This window comes from Terriglobia bacterium, from assembly GCA_020073205.1.
GTDB lineage: Bacteria > Acidobacteriota > Polarisedimenticolia > Polarisedimenticolales > JAIQFR01 > JAIQFR01.
In genome coordinates, this window is record JAIQFR010000008.1 from 48,224 (window position 1) to 66,287 (window position 18,064).

Below are 18,064 nucleotides of genomic sequence, written 5' to 3' on the forward strand. Positions count from 1 at the left end.
CCCCGGTCCGCCGCGTGGACCGCACGCCGTCAGGAGAGCCGAGAGAACGGCGGCCGCCAGGCTCCGGACGGTCCGGACGCCCCGCGGACGCGACCCGCTCAGCGGCCTGCCTCGCCGGAGGAAACGGCGGCCGCCGCCGCGGACGCGCCGCGGCGGGCCCGTCGGTGGCGGTACGAGGCCGCGATGAACTCCCGGAACAGGGGATGGGCGTCGAGCGGCCGGGACTTGTACTCGGGGTGGAACTGGCACGCCAGGAACCACGGGTGGTCGTCGTATTCGACGATCTCGACGAACTTCCCGTCCGGGGAGAGGCCGGTCACCCGAAGCCCCGCGGCCGTGAGCCGCGGCAGATACTCCTGGTTGACCTCGTAGCGGTGCCGGTGCCGCTCGCCGATGCGCGGGGCGCCGTACGCCGCCCGGGCGAATGAGCCCTCGGCGAGGTCCGCGGGGTACGACCCCAGCCGCATGGTACCGCCCATCTCCTCGACGCCGAGGAGATCGCGGAGCTTGTAGATCACCCGGTGCGGCGTTCCCTCGTTGAATTCGGTGGAGTCCGCTCCCTCGAGGCCGCACAGGTTGCGCGCGCACTCGATGACCGCGCACTGCAGGCCGAGGCAGATCCCGAGGAACGGGATCCTCCGCTCCCGCGCGTAACGGATCGCCTCGACCATCCCGGCGACGCCGCGGATGCCGAAGCCACCCGGCACGAGGATCCCGTCCACCTGCGCGAGCTCCGACTCGAGCTTCCCGTCGAGCATGTCCTCGGCCTCGATCCACCGCAGCCGCACCCTGAGGTTCGAGGCCACGCCGCCGTGGATCAGCGCCTCGTTCAAGGACTTGTACGAATCCTCGTACGCGACGTATTTCCCCACGATCCCGATGGTGACCTCGTCCGCCGGGTGCCGGATCCGGTCCACGAGGTCCTCCCACGCCTTCAGGTTCCGCGGGCGGTAGGGAAGGTCGAGGAACTTCATGATGATCTCGTCGATCCCTTCGCCCGAGAGGGTGAGCGGCACCTCGTAGATCGACTCGACGTCCCGGGCGGTGATCACCGCGTCCTCCGACACGTTGCAGAACAGCGCGATCTTCCGCTTGAGCTCGGCGGGGACCGGCCGGTCGCACCGGCAGAGGAGGAGGTCCGCCTGGATGCCGATGGCGCGGAGCTCGCGCACCGAGTGCTGGGTCGGCTTCGTCTTCAGCTCTCCCGACGCGGCGATCCACGGCACCAGGGTGAGGTGAATGAAGATCGCGTTGTTTCGCCCCACGTCCAGCCGGAACTGTCGAATCGCCTCGAGGAACGGGAGCGACTCGATGTCGCCCACGGTCCCGCCGATCTCCACCAGCTGGATGTCGTGCCCCTCGGAGACCGTCAGGATGGATTCCTTGATCTCGTCGGTGATGTGCGGGATCACCTGCACCGTCGCTCCGAGATAGTCGCCCCGTCGCTCCTTCTCGATGACCCTCGCGTAGATCTTCCCGGTGGTGTAGTTGTTGTTGCGGTTGGCGACCATGGACGTGAAGCGCTCGTAGTGGCCGAGATCGAGATCCGTCTCGGTGCCGTCGTCGGTGACGAAGACCTCCCCGTGCTGGAACGGGCTCATCGTGCCCGGATCGACGTTGATGTACGGATCGAGCTTCTGCAGCGTCACGTCGAACCCGCGCCCCTCGAGGATCCGCCCGATCGAGGCCGCCGCCAGCCCCTTCCCCAAGGACGAGACGACCCCGCCCGTCACGAAGATGTACTTGGTTCCGCGCTTGCTCTTCATCATCTCTCGTGGGCCCCCGCCAGCAGCGACTCCGCCCGGACGAGGTCCTCGGGCGTGTCCACCGCCACGGAACGAAAATCGGAATCCAGCACTCGGATCGCGACGCCGGCCTCGAGGGCTCGCAGTTGCTCGAGACCTTCGTCCCTCTCGAGCGGCGACGGCCGGAGCCGCGTCAGGGCCAGCAGCGTCTCGCGCCGGTAGGCGTAGATGCCCTGGTGCTTGCGATAGCCGACGAGGCCGCCGGGTCGCGCCGCGAGCGGCCCGCGGAAATCGGCGGCGAGCCGCGCCCCTCTCCCGCGATGGTAGGGAATCGGCGCCCGGGAGAAGTAGAGGGCTCGGCCGTCCATCGCGGTCACCACCTTGACCACGTTCGGGTCGAACAGCTCGTCCGCGCTCAGGAGCGGCTCGGCGAGGGTCGCCATCTCCGGCGGGCGCTCGCCCTCGAAGGCGTCCACCAGGAGGTCGAGGCTCGTGCCGGTCACGAACGGCTCGTCTCCCTGGACGTTCACGATCACCGCGAAGGAGCGCTCGAGCCCGAGGACCGCTTCCGCCACGCGGTCGGTGCCGGAGGCGTGGCTGGCGGAAGTCAGGATCGCTTCCGCGCCGAAGGTCCGAGAGGCCTCCGCGATCCGCTCGTCGTCGGTGGCGACCACGAGGCGCTCGATCCTCCGCGCGGCGCTCGCGCGCCGCCACACCCGTTCGAGGAGCGTCCGGCCGCCGAGGGGAGCGAGGGGTTTGCCTGGAAAGCGGGTGGAGGCGAAGCGCGCGGGGATCACACCCAGGGCGAGCACGACTCGGGGGCCTCCCAGGGTCGCTGTCGGGAACGGTCCCGCGGCGACGCGGAATGGTAGCGCAGCGCCCGCGCGGATGACAAGGGGCCGGGGAAGACCCGCGTCACGGGCCGTCGAGCACCTCCCGGACCTTACGGAGGAGCGATCCCGAGGAGAACGGCTTCTGGAGGAACGCCGAGCCCGACGAGGCGACGCCGCGTCGCGACACCTCTTCGGGGGAGTACCCGGAGATGAACAGGGCCTTCAGGCCCGGCCGGGCCGGCTGCACGTGGTCCGCGAGGTCGCGGCCGCTCATTCCGGGCATCACGACGTCGGTCAGCAGCAGGTGAACCGGCCCGGGGCTCCGCTCGAGGAGGTCGATCGCGTCCTGCCCGCGCCCTGCCGTCATGACCCGGTAGCCCCCCTCCTCGAGGATCTCGGTGAGGAGCGTGCGGATCGCGGGCTCGTCCTCCACCACCAGCACCGTTTCCGAACCGCCGGGCGGTCGAGCGACCTGAGCCGCTCCCGTCGGCTCCGCCGGCCCCGCGACGGCCGGGAGGAGGATCTCGAACGCGGCGCCGCGCCCCGGCTCGCTGCGGACGTCGATAAGACCCGCGCTCTGGCGGACGATCCTCTTCACCGTGGCGAGCCCGAGACCCGTGCCGCGACCGTTTTCCTTGGTGGTGAAGAACGGCTCGAAGATCCGCCCGCGCGTCTCCGCGTCCATCCCGTGCCCCGTGTCGGTGATGGTCATCCTGGCGTAGGAGCCCGGAACGAGGCCGGCCGGGGAGGTCGCGGAGGCCTCTTCGATCGCGACGTTCGCGGTCTCGATCCGCAGCGTCCCGCCCCGGGACATCGCGTCCCGGGCGTTCACCGCGAGGTTGACCACCACCTGCTCGATCTGCCCGACGTCCACCCGCACGTTGGCGAGCCGGGGGTCGAGGTCGATGGCGAGATGGATGTCCTCCCCCAGGAGACGGTGCAGGAGGCGCTCCATATCGGTGACGATCGCGTTGAGATTCGAGATTCTCGGCTCGAACAGCTGCTTCCGGCTGAACGCCAGGAGGCGCCGCGTCAGAGCGTCCGCGTGCTCCGCCGCGGCGACGATGGTGTCGAGGTGGCGTCTCAGGGTGGGATCGGGGAGGTGGGCTCCGCGGAGGATCTCGCCGTAGCCGCCGATGACGGTCAGGATGTTGTTGAAGTCGTGGGCGATCCCGCCCGCGAGTCGTCCGACCGCCTCCATCTTCTGCGCCTGCCGGAGCTGGTCCGACACCGCCTCGCGCTCGGTCACGTCGCGCTGGATCGAGACGAGGTGGGTGACCTGGCCTCCCTGGCCGCGGAGGGGCGCGAGGTGCCATTCGAGCACGAACTCGCTCCCGTCCTTCCGGTAGCAGACCGCCTCGCCGACCGTCGCCCGGCCGCCGGCGAGCGCCTCCCGGAGTCGGGCGATCTCCGCGGGGTCGGTCTTCGGGCCCGCCAGGACGTCGGGGGGGCGATCGAGCAGTTCCTTCGCCTCGTATCCGGTCATCTCGCAGTAGGCCGGGTTCACGAACACGACCCGCGGACTCTCGCCGTCGATGGCGACAATGACGATTCCCTCGCCGGCGTTGCGAATCGCGGATTCCAGCAGGTGGAGCTGAGCCTCGGCCCGCTTCCTCTCGGTCACGTCCTCGAGGCTGCCCTCGTAGTAGTGGACCTCGCCGTCGGGCCCGCGCTCGGCGCGGGCCGAGTCCCGGACCCAGATGGTGGCGCCGTCGTGCCGCCTGAGCCGGGCCTCGAAGTCCCGGACGACCCCGTCGCGCTCCATCCGCCCGATCCACCGCGCGCGGTCGCCCGGATCGGCGTAATGGTCCGGCATCCTGCAGTTCAGGAAGCTGTCCCGGTCGGGGTATCCCAGCATCTCCGCGAGCGCGGGGTTCGCGTCGATCGCGTGGCCGTCCGGCGAGCTCAGGTACAGCCCGATCGGGAGACCGTCGAAGAGGCGCCAGTAGCGCTCCTCCCCCTCCTTCACGGCTCGGCGCTGCCGCGCTCGGTCCACCGCGGAGCGGGCGGCGACCCGGAGGCGTACGAAATGGCGAGGCGATTTCAGGACGTAGTCGTCCAGCCCGGCCTTCATCGCCTCGACGGCGATCTCCTCCCCCCCCGTGCCGGTGAACATCACCACGGGGCAATCCGGCCACCGGGCCTTCGTGGCGCGGAGGATCTCGAGGCCGTCGATCCACATGAGCTGGTAGTCCGTGATCACGAGGCCGAACCCGCCGGCCGCCAGGGCGCGCTCGAACCCCTCGGCCTCGGTGATCTGCTCCACCTCGAGATCGGCGAACTCGCGCTCGAGCTGGCGCAGGACCAGCGACCGGTCGTCCGGGTTGTCGTCGATCAGGAGCACGCGGAACCGCTCGCTCATGGGTCGGTGCCCCCCGGATCCTCCCCCGACGGCTCGGCGTGCCGCGGGTCGTCGGCCCCGTGGTGCGCCTCGAGCTCCACCCAGAACGCGCTCCCGTGGCCCGGCTGCGACTCGACGCCCGCGCTTCCTCCCATGCGCTCAGCTCCCTTCCGCACGATGGCGAGCCCGATGCCGGAGCCGGGATAGGTTTCGACGCCGTGGAGCCGCTCGAACACCTTGAAGATCCGCTCCCGATGACTCTCGCCGATCCCGATGCCGTTGTCCTCGACCCAGAGTCGGACCGAGCGCTCCTTCGCGTCGGCACGGATGCGCACCCGCGGGACGACGCCCCGCGCCACGAACTTCAGCGCGTTGTCGATGAGGTTCTCGACGATCTGCACCAGCGTCGGCCGGTGGGCGAAGACGTCCGGGAGCGGCGGATCCACCGCCACCCGAGCACCGGCCGCCGAGATCGCGGTGTCGCGCGCTGCGATCACCTCGGCCACGACCGACTCGAGGGAGACGGGCTTGAGCCGGATCTCGACGCGCCTGAGGCGGCTGTAGCGATGGAGATCCTGGACGATCCGGTCCAGGCGGAAGGCCGCGGCCATGATCCGATCGGCGCAGCGCCGGCCCTCCTCGTCGAGGCGCGCGGCATGGTCCTCGACGAGGGCCCGCGCGAATCCTTCGATGGCTCGGAGCGGCGCCCTGAGGTCGTGCGTCACCGAGGTCGTGAAGGACAGGAGATCCTCGTTGGCGGCGCTCAGCTCGGCCGTACGCTCCTCGACGCGCCGCTCGAGCTCGGCCGCCCGGCGCCTCAGCTCCTCGCGCAGTCGATCCTGGTGCAGCGCGATCGCGAGCTGGCCGCCGATCTCGCTGGCGATCTCGATCTGCTCGGGATCGAACGGGACGGGGTGGCGGGAGCCGAGCGCGAAGCCGCCGATGAGATCCCCCTCGGCTCGGAGCGGGACCAGGAGCGCGGCGCCAAGACCGTCGCCCGCCGCGCGCTCGGCGAAGGCGGAGTGCGGTGCCGCGGCGGCGATGTCGCCGAGGTGGAGGTACGGCTCTTGGCCGATCTCCTCGAGGGACGCCATCATCTCGTCCGGCGACAACGCGACCGCCACGTCTTTCCCCCAGGGTCCGCCGTCCGCCGCGATCGCCCGAACGCCGCCCGCCTCCCGCTCGCGGACCGTCACCACGGCGAGGTCGCAGGGGACCAGCTGGCGGATCCGGCCCAGGGCGAACCGCGCCACCTCCTCCACGGAGCGGGCGACGAGGATCGCCCGGTCGATCTCCTGGAGGTGCCGGAGCCGCTCGCTCGACCGCTCGAGCGCGCGCGCGCTCCGCCGGTTCTCCTCGCGCGTCCTGAGCGCCACGATCCCGTACGCCACGTCGTCCGCCAGCTCCGACAGGAGCCGGACTTCTTCCTCGTCGAACGCGTCCGGCTCCTGCGAGTAGATCGACAGCGCGCCGATCGGCTGTCCTCCGACCGTCAGGGGGAGACCGATGGACGACGCGTAGCCGCGGCGGGCCGCCTCCGCCCGCCACGGGCGATAGGACGGGTCCGCCTCGGTGCTCCTGACGACGGAGGGCGCGCCGACGCGGATCGAGGTGCCCGTCGGTCCCCGCCCGCGTTCCTCGTCCGCCCAGGTGATCCTCATCGTCCCGAGGTACCCGTCCTCGTGACCCGAGTGAGCCACCGGACGGACCGTCTTCGCCGGGTCGCTTTCCGCGTACCCGATCCACGCGAACCGGTAGCCGCCGACCTCCACCGCGATCCTGCAGACGCCGCGCAGGAGCTCGTCCTCGGTCGAGGCCCTCATCACGGCCTGGCCGCACGCCGTGAGGACGCGCAGCGCACGGTTCAGGCGGCCGAGCTCGCGCTCCGCCTCCTTCCTCCGGGTGATGTCGTCGATGACCGCGATGGTTCCCATCGTCCGGCCCGCGACGTCGCGAAGCGGCGCCGAGGACAGGCTCACGTCCACGAGCGTCCCGTCCTTCCTGAAGCGCCGGAATTCCAGCTGGGAGAGCACCTCGCCATCGAGGGTTCGATCCAGATTCGCGACGAACTCCTCGCGCCGGTCGTCGGGCACGATCGGCAGCGGGCGCCCGAGGACCTCCGGCTCGGACCAGCCGAAGATCGCTTCGGCCGCCGGATTCCAGGAGAGCACCCGGCCGCCGCGGTCGAGCGCGACGATCGCGAGCGGGGAGGCCTGGAACAGCGCGCGCAGGTTCTCGTGGGCCGCGCCCAGCGCGGCTTCGGAGCGCCGGTGCTCGGTGACGTCCTCACCGACCAGCAGGATCGCCCGACCCCCGCCCGCCCCCTGCACGGCGCGCGCCGATAGCTTCATCCAGATCAGGGTGCCGTCCTTGCGCGCGGCCTGGGCCTCCCATCGCGCCACGGCCGTGGAGCCGTGCGCCAGGGCCTCGATCTGCTCCATCGCGACGCGACGGTCGGAATCGGCGTAGAGATGCAGGACCGAGCGGCCGAGGAGCTCGCCCGGACCGTAGCCGAGCTGCTCGGCCCCCAGCGGATTCATCGAGAGGATGGTTCCTTCGCCGTCCACCTTGAGATAGATCGAGGGATGGCTCTCGAACATCCCCCGGTACTCCTCGGCGCTCTCGGCGATCGGCCGCACCCCGCGCGAAACCAGGACGTAGAGGAGGATCCCGGTGACGAGAACGAAGAGCCAGCCCTTGCCGATCGACAGGAACGTGACCAGGGCCGGTTCGTGGACGAACGCTCCGAGGATCGCGTCCGACGCGAGGATCCAGACCGCCGCGCACGCCGCGTAGAGGAGCGCGACGCGCAAGGCGATGCGCGGGACGCGCCGTCTGGGCCGCGCGCGAGGATTCAGGTCAGCGCTCATGGTATCGGACTTCCCCACGAACCCCTCGCGCCCCCGCGATCGGGCAGAGTCTATGCCGTCCGGCGCGAAATGGACAGGCGGAGCGGCCCTCGGTCTTGCACCGAGGGGCGGGCTCCTATAGCGTTGGGTCTTTCGCGATCCGGCCCCCGTCGTCGGCGCCCGGCGCCAGGGAGGTGCCCGTGAGCTCGAGGAGCGATATCCGGTCCAGTTGCGTCGAACGGTTCCTCCGATACGTCACCCTCGATACGCGCTCCGAAGAGGACCAGGAGGCGTTCCCTTCCACGAGCAAGCAGCTCGACCTGCTCCGGCTGCTGGTGGACGAGCTCAAGGGGATCGGCCTCTTAGACGCGTCGATCGACGAGCACGGCTACGTGTTCGCGACGATCCCGGCCACCACGAAGAAGGCCGGGGTGCCGGTGCTCGGCTTCATCGCCCACGTGGACACATCGCCGGAGGTCAGCGGCTCGGGGGTCAAGCCCATCGTCCACCCTCGGTACGACGGCCGCGACCTGGCGCTCCCCGGCGACCCGACCCAGGTGATCCGCCTCGCGGAGAATCCGGCTCTCCGGGATCAGATGGGCAACGACATCATCACCGCCTCGGGCACCACGCTTCTCGGCGCCGACAACAAGGCGGGGGTGGCCGAGATCGTCGGCGTCGCCGAAGTCCTGATCGCCCATCCCGAGATCCCCCACGGGAGGATCCGGATCGGATTCACCCCGGACGAAGAGGTCGGCAACGGGACCAAGTTCTTCGACGTGGCGAGGTTCGGAGCGCAATTCGCCTACACGATCGACGGGGAGACCCTCGGCGAGATCGAGATGGAGACATTCTCCGCCGACTCGATGACCGTCACGTTCCAGGGGTTCAACACGCACCCGGGCCTCGGGAAGGGGAAGCTGGTCAACGCCATCAAGATCGCGGCCGACTTCATCGGACGGCTGCCCAAGGACGGGCTGTCGCCGGAGACGACCGAGGGGTACGAGGGGTACGTCCATCCCTACGTGATGCAGGGGGGCGTCGACCGCACCTCCGTGAAGTTCCTCATCCGTGACTTCGTCACCGCCGGGCTCAAGGGGAAGGAGGACCTCCTCGAGCGGCTCGCGCGCGAGACGGTCCGCGACGTCCCGAACGCCTCCGTGGAGTTCAAGATCGAGGAGTCCTACCGCAACATGAAGGAAGTGCTCGACCGCCACCCGGAGACCGTCGAGCATGCCAACGAGGCGATTCGGCGTGCGGGGCTCGTGCCGAAGACGCATCCGATCCGCGGCGGCACGGACGGCTCGCGTCTGTGCTTCATGGGCCTGCCCACGCCGAACCTGTTCGCGGGCGAGCACAACTTCCACTCGCGCCTGGAGTGGATCTCGGCGCAGGACATGCACAAGGCCGTAGAGGTGATCGTCAACCTCTGCCGCGTCTGGGAGGAGCGGAGCCCGGCCTGACGCGATCGTGCGGCGCCCCGGCGACGGCGGCTACCCGCGGCGGCGAGCCTTGGCCAGCGCGTTCTCGAGTCGCGATTCGACCCTCGCCCGGTCGATCCGATACTTCTCCTCCCGCTCGCGGAGCTTCTCGGGATCGGAGGCGACTTCCGCGAGGTCCTTGCGGTGGAGGATCTCCATCTCGGCGAGCTTCGCCTTCGCCTCGCGTCTCAGCTCGGAGATTCGCTCCTTCTGGGCCTCGTCGAGAGGCTCCGACTCCTCGATCCCCTCGTCGCGGTCCTTCTGGCGCAGCCGATCCATCGCCAACTCATAGGCCGATCTCAGCGGACGTTCGTCGGACATTTTCACCTCTCGAGGAACAGGCACGACACGAATCTCGGGTCCGGGGGGACCGACGCGGGGAGATTCCCGCACTCGTCGGCCAGCCGGTCGAGGCAGGCGAGGCCGAAGGCGCGAAGCGCGGCGCCTTCCCTCGGTTGGAGTCCCGCCTCCGCCCCGAGGCGCGCGAGGAGCGCGTCCAGCGCCTCCCGCGGCGCCTCGGGAGGCGCCTGGCGCCGCGAAGCCACCCGGCCGAGGAACTCCATGGCGACCGCCTCGGGGAGCGCCTCGACCCTGGGCTCCCCGCGGACGGCGTGCCAGGCGAGAGCCGTCAGGAGCATCGTGCTGAACCGCGCTCCCCGGGCGTCGGGCCCGGCTCGCGCTTGGAGCCAGGCGGAGACGGACAGACCCAGGCGATCGACGAAGACCCGGCCGAGGATCTCCGCCACCTCCAGCGCGACCCGGGTCTCCTCGATCTCCTCCAAGGTGCGGAACTCCCGCACGTTCCCGCCCGCACCCGGGGCGAGGTCGAAGTAGAGCGCGTGAGGTCCGAGGAGCGCGCGGACCCGCGGGAGGATCGGGGCGTCGAGAAGGTCGAGCGCGTGGGGATCGACCGACGCCCAGCCTTCTCGGACCAGTCCGAGCGCCTTTCTCCGGAGCACGGCGGCGCGCTCGTGCCCCTCCCGGAACAGATCCTTGATGGGCACCCGCGCGATCAGCGTGCCCGCGGCCGTCGGCTCCCGCACGCCTCGGGCCGCGAGGGCGATCCCGACGAACGAAGCCCCCTTCTCGATGGCCGCGCGGTGTGCGTCGGGATCGCCGGCGTCGCCGCCGTCGGCCACCAGCAGGTGATTCGACAGGGAGGTCAGCTGCAAGAGGACCCCCTCGCGGGTGGCGGGGGCCAGCAGGTCCACCGCCGACGCCACGACGCCCCGCGGACCGATCACGCGAAGCCCCGTTCGCGGCGCGACGGGGACCTCGGCATCTTCCGGCAACGCCTCCTCCGCGTGGAACTCGATCCCCCGCGGCGGCGCGTAGACGTCGAGGGCTTCGTCGAGCGGGGGGAAGCCGTGCTCCTCCATCCGGCTCTGCCGCCAACGCCGCGCCTCTTCCTCGACCTCCGCGATCACCTCCGAGCAGGTCGCCCACACGGCTCGGAAGTAGCGGTCCTGCTGGTCGTGGAACAGGATCTCGGCCGTGCGTCTCACCGCCGCCGCGTGCTCCGGGATCACGGGCCGGAAGCGGTAGTGGCCGTCGGGGGAGACGAACCCGCCCTCGGTGCCCGCCTCGGTCTCGCCGGCGCCCTGGTGGTCGTAACCGTCCTCGGGCTCGATCGCCTCGATCCCCGCCCACTGCGCGAGGAGAAGCACCAGGGCCTCGTCGTCGTAGTTCCTCAGGAGTCGGCGGACGGTCGCCTCGCCGGCCTCGAGGAGGAGCGCGACCCACGCGCCCGCGCGGGCCGCGTCGAATCGGTCGCCTCGCCACGCTTCGAGGTCCATGAGGTGCACGATTTGCGAAGCTGAGGCGAGCGCGAGGAGCGGCAGCGCGTCCGACGGACCGACCTCACGCACGGTCAGGTAAGCCTCGAAGTCGGGAAGCGCTCGGACCAGCCTCATCGGGGCCCGGGCGTGGAGCAGGACCTCGAGGCGCTCTCGGGGCGGAAGCCGGAGCGCCAGCTCCGCCTGATCCCGGAGCGGGACCGACGCGAGCCGCTCCGCCAGCCGTTTCGGATCCGTGCGGGCCAGAGAGCCGGCCTCGCGCGCGAGGGCCTCGATCTCCGCGGCCGGAAAGGGCGTCAGGTCCGATCCGTCCCTCTCTTGCCCCGACGCTCCGGACTTGGACATCGGCGACGCGCCTCCGGCACCCGGAACCCGTCCCGCGACGCGGGGCGGAGTCCCGGGCGACCCTCTACTATACTGGGCGCCGGCCTTCCGGCGCGCGAGGACCGCATGAGCGACGGGAAACAGCCCGCACCGGTCCCCCTCACGGTCGATCCCTCGATCACGCCCCTCGTGCGTCTCGGCCTCGTGCGGGGGGAGCCGGTGGCGGCCGGACCCGGAGCTCGGGCGCTCGTCGCCGAGACGGAGGCGCTCTGCGCGGAGCTCGCAGCGCGGCATGCCGGCCGGGCCCCGTCGGAGATCGACGGGCTCGCTCCCGCGCGCGAGCTGTACCGGGCCTTCGGGATCGACCCGACCCGCACCCGCCCCTCGTCCGAAGCCCTCCTGCGGCGCGTCCTGCTCGGAAAGCCCCTGCCACGGATCCTGAACGCGGTGGACGTCTGCAATCTATGCTCGCTCCGCTTCCTCCTCCCGATCGGTCTTTACGATGCCGCGCGGCTCCGCGGCGCGGTCCGGCTCCGGCGCGGGCTCCCGGGGGAGTCGTTCCAGGGGATCCGGAAGGACGACGTCCACCTCGAGGGGCGGCCGGCGCTCGCGGACGAGGACGGTCCGTTCGGCAACCCTTCCTCGGACTCGCTACGCACGTCGGTCACCGGGGACACGCGCTCCCTGTGGATGGTGATCTTCGCGCCCGCGACCTTCGCCGCCTTTCGCCTCGAGGAGCACGTCGCGTTCGCGCGCGCCGCGATGGAAAGGCACCTCGCTCCCGCGAGCCGCGAGGTCGCGACCTGCGGCTCCGTTTACAACGGCTAGGCCGTCCGCGTGGACGCCTCGGATCACTCGCGTCACCGGCCGACGCCGCCGGCCGCCGTGTCGCGGTTCCTCACGCCGTCGATCCTGCTGGCGGTGGCGTTCGCCGCGAGGGCCGACGGAGCTCCGGTCCCGCTCCCCGAGCCGCTCTCCCCGCGGAACGCGAGCTACGGGATCGAGGTCCGCCTCGATCCGGAACGGCACGTGCTGAGCGGGACCGAGACGATTCGCTGGAGGAACGCGACGCGCGACCCCGCCCCCGACCTCATGTTCCATCTCTACATGAACGGCTTCGCGAACACGGAGACGATCTTCATGAGGGAGTCTCAGGGCCGCCACCGGCAGTTCCGGTTCGACGATTCGCACTGGGGGAACATCGTCGTCTCGTCGCTTCGGCTGGCGGAGGCGGGACGGGAAGTCCCGCTGCAGCAGGAGTTCCCGGGGCCCGACCGAACGGTGATGCGCGCGCGTCTCCCACGACCGGTCCCGCCCGGCGTCGAGATCGAGGTCCGGGCCGCGTTCGAGGTCAAGCTCCCGAAGGTCTTCGCGCGCACGGGTTGGGCGGGCCGCTTCCACATGGCCGGGCAGTGGTTCCCCAAGCTGGGGGTCTGGCAGGAGGGGAAAGGGTGGAACTGCCACCCGTTCCACTTCGCTTCGGAGTTCTTCTCGGACTTCGGGACGTACGACGTTGCGATCGATGTTCCCGAAGACGAGATCGTCGGCGCCACCGGCGTCGTCGTGTCGGAGCATCACGCGCCCGCCGGCCGGAAGACCGTCCTCTGCCACGCCGAGGACGTTCACGATTTCGCGTGGACCGCGTCGCCGATCTTCGTCGAGCGGAACGACCGCTGGGAGGGGGTGCGCCTCCGGGTCCTGATGCAACCCGAGAACGCCGAATCGATTCCCCGTTACCTCGAGGCCGCGAAGCGCTCGCTCGCCTTCCTCGCGAGGACGCTCGGCCCTTATCCGTACCCGGTGCTGACGCTGGTGGATCCTCCGGTCGGTGGCTGGGGAGCGGGTGGGATGGAGTATCCGACGCTGGTCACCGGGATCGCGAGCCCGCTCATCCCCCGGAGCCTGCGTCTTCCCGAGGTCGCCATCGCCCACGAGGTTGCCCACCAGTACTGGTACGGGATGAGCGCGAACAACGAGTTCGAGGAGGCGTGGCTCGACGAAGGCCTCGCGAGCTACTGCGAGATGCGCATCCTCGACGGGTGGCTCGGCGCCGGTCGTTCGTTCCTGGGCGGGCTCTTCGGCTTCTCCGCCGGGGACCTCGAGGTGCTGCGCGCCGGCTATCTGGGCTCCGCGGACGCGGCGCCGGTCCTGAGACGGTCCTGGGAGTACCCGAGCTCTGACGCGTACGGCGCGATGAGCTACGACAAACCGGCACTCATCTTGAGAACGCTGGAGAGCCTGCACGGGACCGCGGCCACGGACCGGCTTCTCCGCACGTTCTTCGAGCGAGCGCGGTTCCGTCACCCGACGAGCGAGGAGTTCCTCGTCGTGACCGGTGACGTCCTGGGCCCTCGCGCCGAGGCTCTCGTGAGAGAGCTGCTCGAGGGCACGGACACCGTGGACTTCGAGGTGCTCGGTGTGAGCAACCGGGAGGAGGATCCGCTTCGGGGCTACGACCTCAGGAAGGCGCCACCCGCCCTCGCGGAGGCGGCCGGGCGGGAGACGAAGCGCGTCGCCCGGGACTCCGAGGTCTGGATCGGGCGGGCCGGCGCCCTGGCGCTCCCGGTGAAGGTGAGAGTCTCGTTCGCCGACGGGTCCTCCCGGGACGAAGCCTGGGACGGCGACGGAACCCCGAAGGTCTTCCGATTCCCCGGCCTCAACGTCACGAGCGTCGAGGTGGACCCCGAGAGGCAAGTCGTCCTCGAGCGGTACCGGCTCAACAACGGATGGCGGGAGGAGAGGGACCCGGCCCCCGCGGCGCGGCTCGTTGCGCGTCTTCGCTGGACCCTCCAAGCGCTCTTCTCCCTGCTCCTCGCGGCGTTCTGAGGCGATGATGGCCCCCGTCCTGAGAGCGCTGCGCGAAGGCCTGAGGGGCGGCAGCGCTCGACTCGCAGCCGCGGTCTACCTCTACGTCGCAGCGCTCGCCTTCGCCTGGCTCGCGGCGGCCCCTTTCGCGGCGGCGCTCCACGGCGCGCTCGACGGCCAGCCGGGGGCCGACCGGATGACCGCAGGCGGCGGCCTCGAGGTCCTCGAGGAGATGAGCCGCTCGGGGGCGACGCTCTGGCCGGCCGGTCTCGGGGGGGTGGGGCCGCTGGCGCTCGCGTTCGTCCCGCTCGCGCTCGTCCTCGCGGGAGGCACCTACGGCCTGGCGTCCGGGACGCCCGCGTGGCCGTGGACGGCGTTCTGGACCGAGGGAGCGAGGCGTTTCCCCGAGTTCCTCGGCTTCGCGATCCTCGCAGCGGTCTACGCCGCCGCGACCGGAGCCGTTGCGTGGGGTGCGATCGCGGGGATCTCCGCGGCGTTCCGGGAGCCGTCCGGCCCCGCCGCGTACTGGACCGGGATCGGTCTCGTCGTCGTCGTGGCGGCCTTCGCCGTGCTTCACGCCCGCACCGTCCTCGGCTTCGCCTTCGCGCGTCCGGGAGCGGGGACCGGCGGACGGCTTCTGCCGGGATTCGCCCTCGCGGTCTCCTTCTGCTGGCGGCATCTCCCCGCGACGCACGGGATCGGCGCGCTCTTCCTCGCGCTCCAGGCGTCGTCGGCGCTGCTCGGCCTCGCGGCCGGCCGGGTCGCGGGCCAGGGGGGGTGGTGCTCCGCGGTGCTCGCGCAAGCGGGGTGGCTCGGCGTCGCGTGGCTCCGGGCGGCCGAGGTGCGCGCCCGGGTCGCGTACGCCTTCCCGGCTTCAGGGGCGGTCGTTCACCGGGAGGAAACCGACGGAGAATCGGATACCCTGTCACGCGGAACCGAGGGACCGACATGCGACCCCTGAGCTTGCGGCGGAGGATCCTCATCGGATTCGCGGCGCCACTCGCCGTCGTGGTGGTGACGTGGGGGGTCCTCTACGATTCTCTCGTCACCAGCGTCACCGCGACGCGCTCCGTGGCGCGGACCGACCAGGTGCTGACGGAAACGACGGCTCTGGTCCAAGCGGTGATGGACGCCGAGTCGGGAAAGCGCGGATACCTCCTGACCGGCGAGCGGTCGTTCCTCGACGAATATCGCCGCGGTATGGGCGCGTTCGGTCCCGCGGCCGCGCGGCTCGAGCAGCTCGTCCAGGACAGCCCGGAGCAGCACCGCCGGGTGCGGACCATGGAAGCGCTCTTCGAGAAGTGGCGCTCCGAGATCGCGAGCCCCGAGATCGACGCGCGGCGATCGAACCCCCCGCGGCTCAGCGACGCCTCCCAGGAAGCCTACGCCGGCGTGCTCGACCTGTTGCGCGGGCTCCCGGGCCACGGCAGGGGAAGCCCCCCCAGCCCGAGCACGGCGCGGCGGAAGATCGACGAGATCCGCCGGAGCGTGACGGCCGCCGCCGCCGAAGAGGTCGATCCGGGGGATCGCGCGAAATGGAGGCAGGCCCTGGAGTTCCTGGACGAGTACCGGCAGGGCGTGGACGCCGGAAGGAGCGCACCGGGGCTTCTCGAGGAGGCCGAGGCGGTCCTGAGGGACGAGGCGGACGCCAACCGGATCGCGGACGCGCAGCTGCGGCAGAGGGTCGCGACCCGCGAGGGAGCCCCAATCACGAGCGAGCTGCTGTCGGTCGCGTCGGAATTCCAACGCGTCGAGCGGGCGTCGATCGAGACGCTGGTTCGCGGCGCCTCGAGCGGGATAAGGGTCGGTCGAACCGTCGCGTTGGTCGGGCCGGTGGTGGCGCTGGCGCTCGCCCTCTGGGGAATGCTGACCTCCTCGGTCGGGATCGCGCGCTCGGTGGAGGCCATCGGCCGTGCCGCGCAGGGGCTTGCCCGCGGCGATCTTGGCCACCGCGTTCCCGTCGAGCGCGACGACGAGGTCGGGCGGCTCGCGGGAGCTTTCAACACGATGGCCGATCGTCTCGAAAGGCGCTCCTTCGAGCAGGCGCTGCTGCGCGAGATGGGGGATCTGCTGCATTCCTGCCGGACCCTCGGGGAGGCGTTCGAGGTCGCTCCAGGGCTCGTGAAGCGGCTTTTCCCGGGCGGTGGCGCCATCTCCCGGCTCAGCCCCGACCGGACCGTCCTCGAGCCCGCGGTGACCTGGGGAAACGCGTCCGGAGCGGCGGGCGGCGTCCCGCTGTTCACCCCGGAGGAATGCTGGGCGCTGAGGCGCGGACGGACCCACGTCTCCCGCAGTGAGGGCTCGGCCCCCGCGTGTGCCCATCCCCCCCGCGGCTGCGGCGGCGCGATGATCTGCATCCCGCTGACCGCGCAGGGGGAGACGCTGGGAATCCTCACGCTCTGCGGCGGCGATCACGACGCGGACCTCGGCCGCGAATCCGGCCCCGACAGCCCGCTCGGACTCGCGGAGATCGTCGCCGAGCGACTGGCGCTCGCGATCGCGAATCTCCGCCTCCAGGAAACTCTCCGCGACCAGTCGGTGAGAGATCCCCTGACCGGTCTGTTCAACCGCCGCTACATGGAGGAGACGCTCCAGCGTGAGCTCTACCGGGCGTCCAGGAGGGGAGTGGACCTGTCGCTCGTCATGCTCGACGTGGACCATTTCAAGACGACCAACGACCGCTACGGCCACGAGGCCGGTGACGCGCTGCTCAGGGAGCTTGGCGGATGGCTGGCGTCCCAACTGCGCCAGGGAGACGTGGCGTGCCGGTACGGCGGTGAGGAATTCGTGCTCATCCTGCCCGGAGCTTCGCTCGACGCGGGTCGCGCGCGGGCCGAGCGACTGCGGGAGGCGGTGAAGGTCCTTCGCGTCCGGCACCGGGGCGTGCTCCTGGATCCGTTCACGCTCTCGCTGGGGGTGGCGGTGCACCCGCAGCACGGCTCGTCCGGGGACGAGCTTCTGCGCGCCGCGGACGCCGCGCTCTATCGGGCCAAGGCCGAGGGGCGCGACCGGGTGATCGCCGCGGTCTGAGGTCAGGCGAGCCCTCGCTCGCGGACCGCCTCGGCGAGCGGACGGACCTGGTCGAGGAGCTGCGGGAGCTGGTCGCCCAACCGGAGCATGCTCGCCGCGTCGCAGGCCGCCTCGAAGGGCGCCGGGTGCGTCTCGATGAACAGCGCGTTCGCCCCTGCCGCCACGCCGGCGCGGGCGAGCACGTGCGCGAACTGGGGCTCGCCCCCGGCAGGGTCGCTGCTGGGCCTCCCGTAGATCCGCACGATGTGCGTCGGGTCCACCACCACGGGACACCCGAGCTCCTTCATGATCTGCACGCCGCGCACGTCGAACACGAGCCGGTGGTAGCCGAAGCTCGTGCCGCGATCGGTGAGCAGCACCTGGCGGTTCCCGGTGAAGCGGAGCTTCTCGACGGCGCTCCGCATGTCCTCGGGGGCCAGGAATTGACCCTTCTTCACGTTGACCGGCCGGCCGGCTTCCCCCACCTTGACCAGGAGGCTCGTCTGCTGGCAGAGAAACGCCGGGACCTGGAGGACGTCGAGCACCTCCGCAGCGGCGCTCACGTCGGCCTCGCGGTGAACGTCGGAGAGGACCGGCACACCGACCTCGCGGCGGATCCGGGATAGCTGCTCGAGCCCCTTCTCGAGGCCCGGCCCGCTGTAGCCTTCGGGTTTGCCGCGGTTGTCCTTCTCGTAGGATGATTTGAACACGTACTGGAAGCCGCGGCGCTCGGTCTCCCGCCGAAGCGTCTCGGCGATGCGGAGCGCGAGGTCCACGTCCTCCAGCACGCAGGGGCCTGAGATCAGCGTGAGCGGCCTCCCGTCTCCTACCACGACCTCGCCGATCCGCACGTCGTCCATGGCGGGCTCCTCCGGGCGGCG

Annotated in this window: 12 protein-coding genes; 5 read left to right on the forward strand and 7 right to left on the reverse strand. The window is 71.0% G+C overall.

Annotated features, from left to right (window positions below):
• Positions 1-98 precede the first annotated feature (98 nt).
• The 4 genes from LAO51_02925 to LAO51_02940 all read right to left on the reverse strand — a co-directional run bounded on the left by LAO51_02925 (position 99) and on the right by LAO51_02940 (position 7,789).
• Positions 99-1,766, reverse strand: a complete 1,668-nt coding sequence (locus LAO51_02925; protein MBZ5637691.1) for a CTP synthase — start codon at positions 1,764-1,766, stop codon at positions 99-101.
• Positions 1,766-2,557 carry a 3-deoxy-manno-octulosonate cytidylyltransferase gene (gene kdsB / locus LAO51_02930; protein MBZ5637692.1) on the reverse strand — a complete coding sequence of 264 codons (792 nt, stop codon included), beginning with the start codon at positions 2,555-2,557 and terminating at the stop codon, positions 1,766-1,768. The genes LAO51_02925 and kdsB overlap by 1 nt, the downstream gene beginning before the upstream one ends.
• A gap of 103 nt (positions 2,558-2,660) precedes the next feature.
• Positions 2,661-4,940: a response regulator gene (locus tag LAO51_02935; GenBank protein ID MBZ5637693.1), complete on the reverse strand. Its 2,280-nt coding sequence runs from the start codon at positions 4,938-4,940 to the stop codon at positions 2,661-2,663.
• The gene (locus LAO51_02940; GenBank protein MBZ5637694.1) at positions 4,937-7,789 is read right to left on the reverse strand and encodes a PAS domain S-box protein; all 2,853 of its coding nucleotides are present in this window, start codon (positions 7,787-7,789) and stop codon (positions 4,937-4,939) included. The genes LAO51_02935 and LAO51_02940 overlap by 4 nt, the downstream gene beginning before the upstream one ends.
• 179 nt (positions 7,790-7,968) lie before the next feature.
• Here LAO51_02940 and pepT point away from each other — a divergent pair, with 179 nt between their 5' ends.
• Positions 7,969-9,231, forward strand: a complete 1,263-nt coding sequence (pepT, locus tag LAO51_02945; protein MBZ5637695.1) for a peptidase T — start codon at positions 7,969-7,971, stop codon at positions 9,229-9,231.
• 30 nt (positions 9,232-9,261) lie between these two features.
• Here pepT and LAO51_02950 read toward each other — a convergent pair whose 3' ends face one another.
• Entirely contained in the window at positions 9,262-9,570 is a 309-nt protein-coding gene (locus tag LAO51_02950; protein MBZ5637696.1) for a hypothetical protein, read from the reverse strand.
• 2 nt (positions 9,571-9,572) lie between these two features.
• Complete coding sequence (locus LAO51_02955; GenBank protein MBZ5637697.1) at positions 9,573-11,390, reverse strand: DUF6178 family protein; 1,818 nt, start codon at positions 11,388-11,390, stop codon at positions 9,573-9,575.
• 105 nt (positions 11,391-11,495) lie between these two features.
• Between LAO51_02955 and LAO51_02960 the strand changes: the two genes are divergently transcribed.
• Genes LAO51_02960 through LAO51_02975 form a run of 4 tightly spaced genes read left to right on the forward strand, consistent with a single transcriptional unit; the run spans position 11,496 to position 17,204 of the window.
• Positions 11,496-12,197, forward strand: coding sequence for a hypothetical protein (locus LAO51_02960; protein ID MBZ5637698.1), 702 nt, complete (start codon positions 11,496-11,498; stop codon positions 12,195-12,197).
• 9 nt (positions 12,198-12,206) lie between these two features.
• A complete protein-coding gene (locus tag LAO51_02965; GenBank protein MBZ5637699.1) occupies positions 12,207-14,195 on the forward strand; it encodes a M1 family metallopeptidase in 1,989 nt (662 codons plus the stop codon).
• Positions 14,196-14,202: 7 nt separating this feature from the next.
• On the forward strand, positions 14,203-15,135 hold the full coding sequence (locus LAO51_02970) for a hypothetical protein (GenBank protein MBZ5637700.1): 933 nt from the start codon (positions 14,203-14,205) through the stop codon (positions 15,133-15,135).
• On the forward strand, positions 15,123-17,204 hold the full coding sequence (locus LAO51_02975; protein ID MBZ5637701.1) for a diguanylate cyclase: 2,082 nt from the start codon (positions 15,123-15,125) through the stop codon (positions 17,202-17,204). The genes LAO51_02970 and LAO51_02975 overlap by 13 nt, the downstream gene beginning before the upstream one ends.
• 2 nt (positions 17,205-17,206) lie before the next feature.
• Here the strand turns inward: LAO51_02975 and kdsA are convergent, their stop codons facing one another.
• Positions 17,207-18,043 (reverse strand): 3-deoxy-8-phosphooctulonate synthase, encoded by an 837-nt coding sequence (gene kdsA / locus LAO51_02980; protein ID MBZ5637702.1) that lies wholly within the window; start codon positions 18,041-18,043, stop codon positions 17,207-17,209.
• Between the last annotated feature and the right edge of the window lie 21 nt (positions 18,044-18,064).

What these genes read in the sequence shown, in the direction of transcription:
- LAO51_02925 (MBZ5637691.1), bottom strand. Translation starts at nt 1,766, where the DNA reads ATGAAGAGCAAGCGCGGAACCAAGTACATCTTCGTGACGGGCGGGGTC.
- LAO51_02935 (MBZ5637693.1), bottom strand. Translation starts at nt 4,940, where the DNA reads ATGAGCGAGCGGTTCCGCGTGCTCCTGATCGACGACAACCCGGACGAC.
- LAO51_02940 (MBZ5637694.1), bottom strand. Translation starts at nt 7,789, where the DNA reads ATGAGCGCTGACCTGAATCCTCGCGCGCGGCCCAGACGGCGCGTCCCG.
- LAO51_02950 (MBZ5637696.1), bottom strand. Translation starts at nt 9,570, where the DNA reads ATGTCCGACGAACGTCCGCTGAGATCGGCCTATGAGTTGGCGATGGAT.
- LAO51_02955 (MBZ5637697.1), bottom strand. Translation starts at nt 11,390, where the DNA reads ATGTCCAAGTCCGGAGCGTCGGGGCAAGAGAGGGACGGATCGGACCTG.
- LAO51_02960 (MBZ5637698.1), top strand. Translation starts at nt 11,496, where the DNA reads ATGAGCGACGGGAAACAGCCCGCACCGGTCCCCCTCACGGTCGATCCC.
- LAO51_02970 (MBZ5637700.1), top strand. Translation starts at nt 14,203, where the DNA reads ATGGCCCCCGTCCTGAGAGCGCTGCGCGAAGGCCTGAGGGGCGGCAGC.
- LAO51_02975 (MBZ5637701.1), top strand. Translation starts at nt 15,123, where the DNA reads ATGCGACCCCTGAGCTTGCGGCGGAGGATCCTCATCGGATTCGCGGCG.
- kdsA (MBZ5637702.1), bottom strand. Translation starts at nt 18,043, where the DNA reads ATGGACGACGTGCGGATCGGCGAGGTCGTGGTAGGAGACGGGAGGCCG.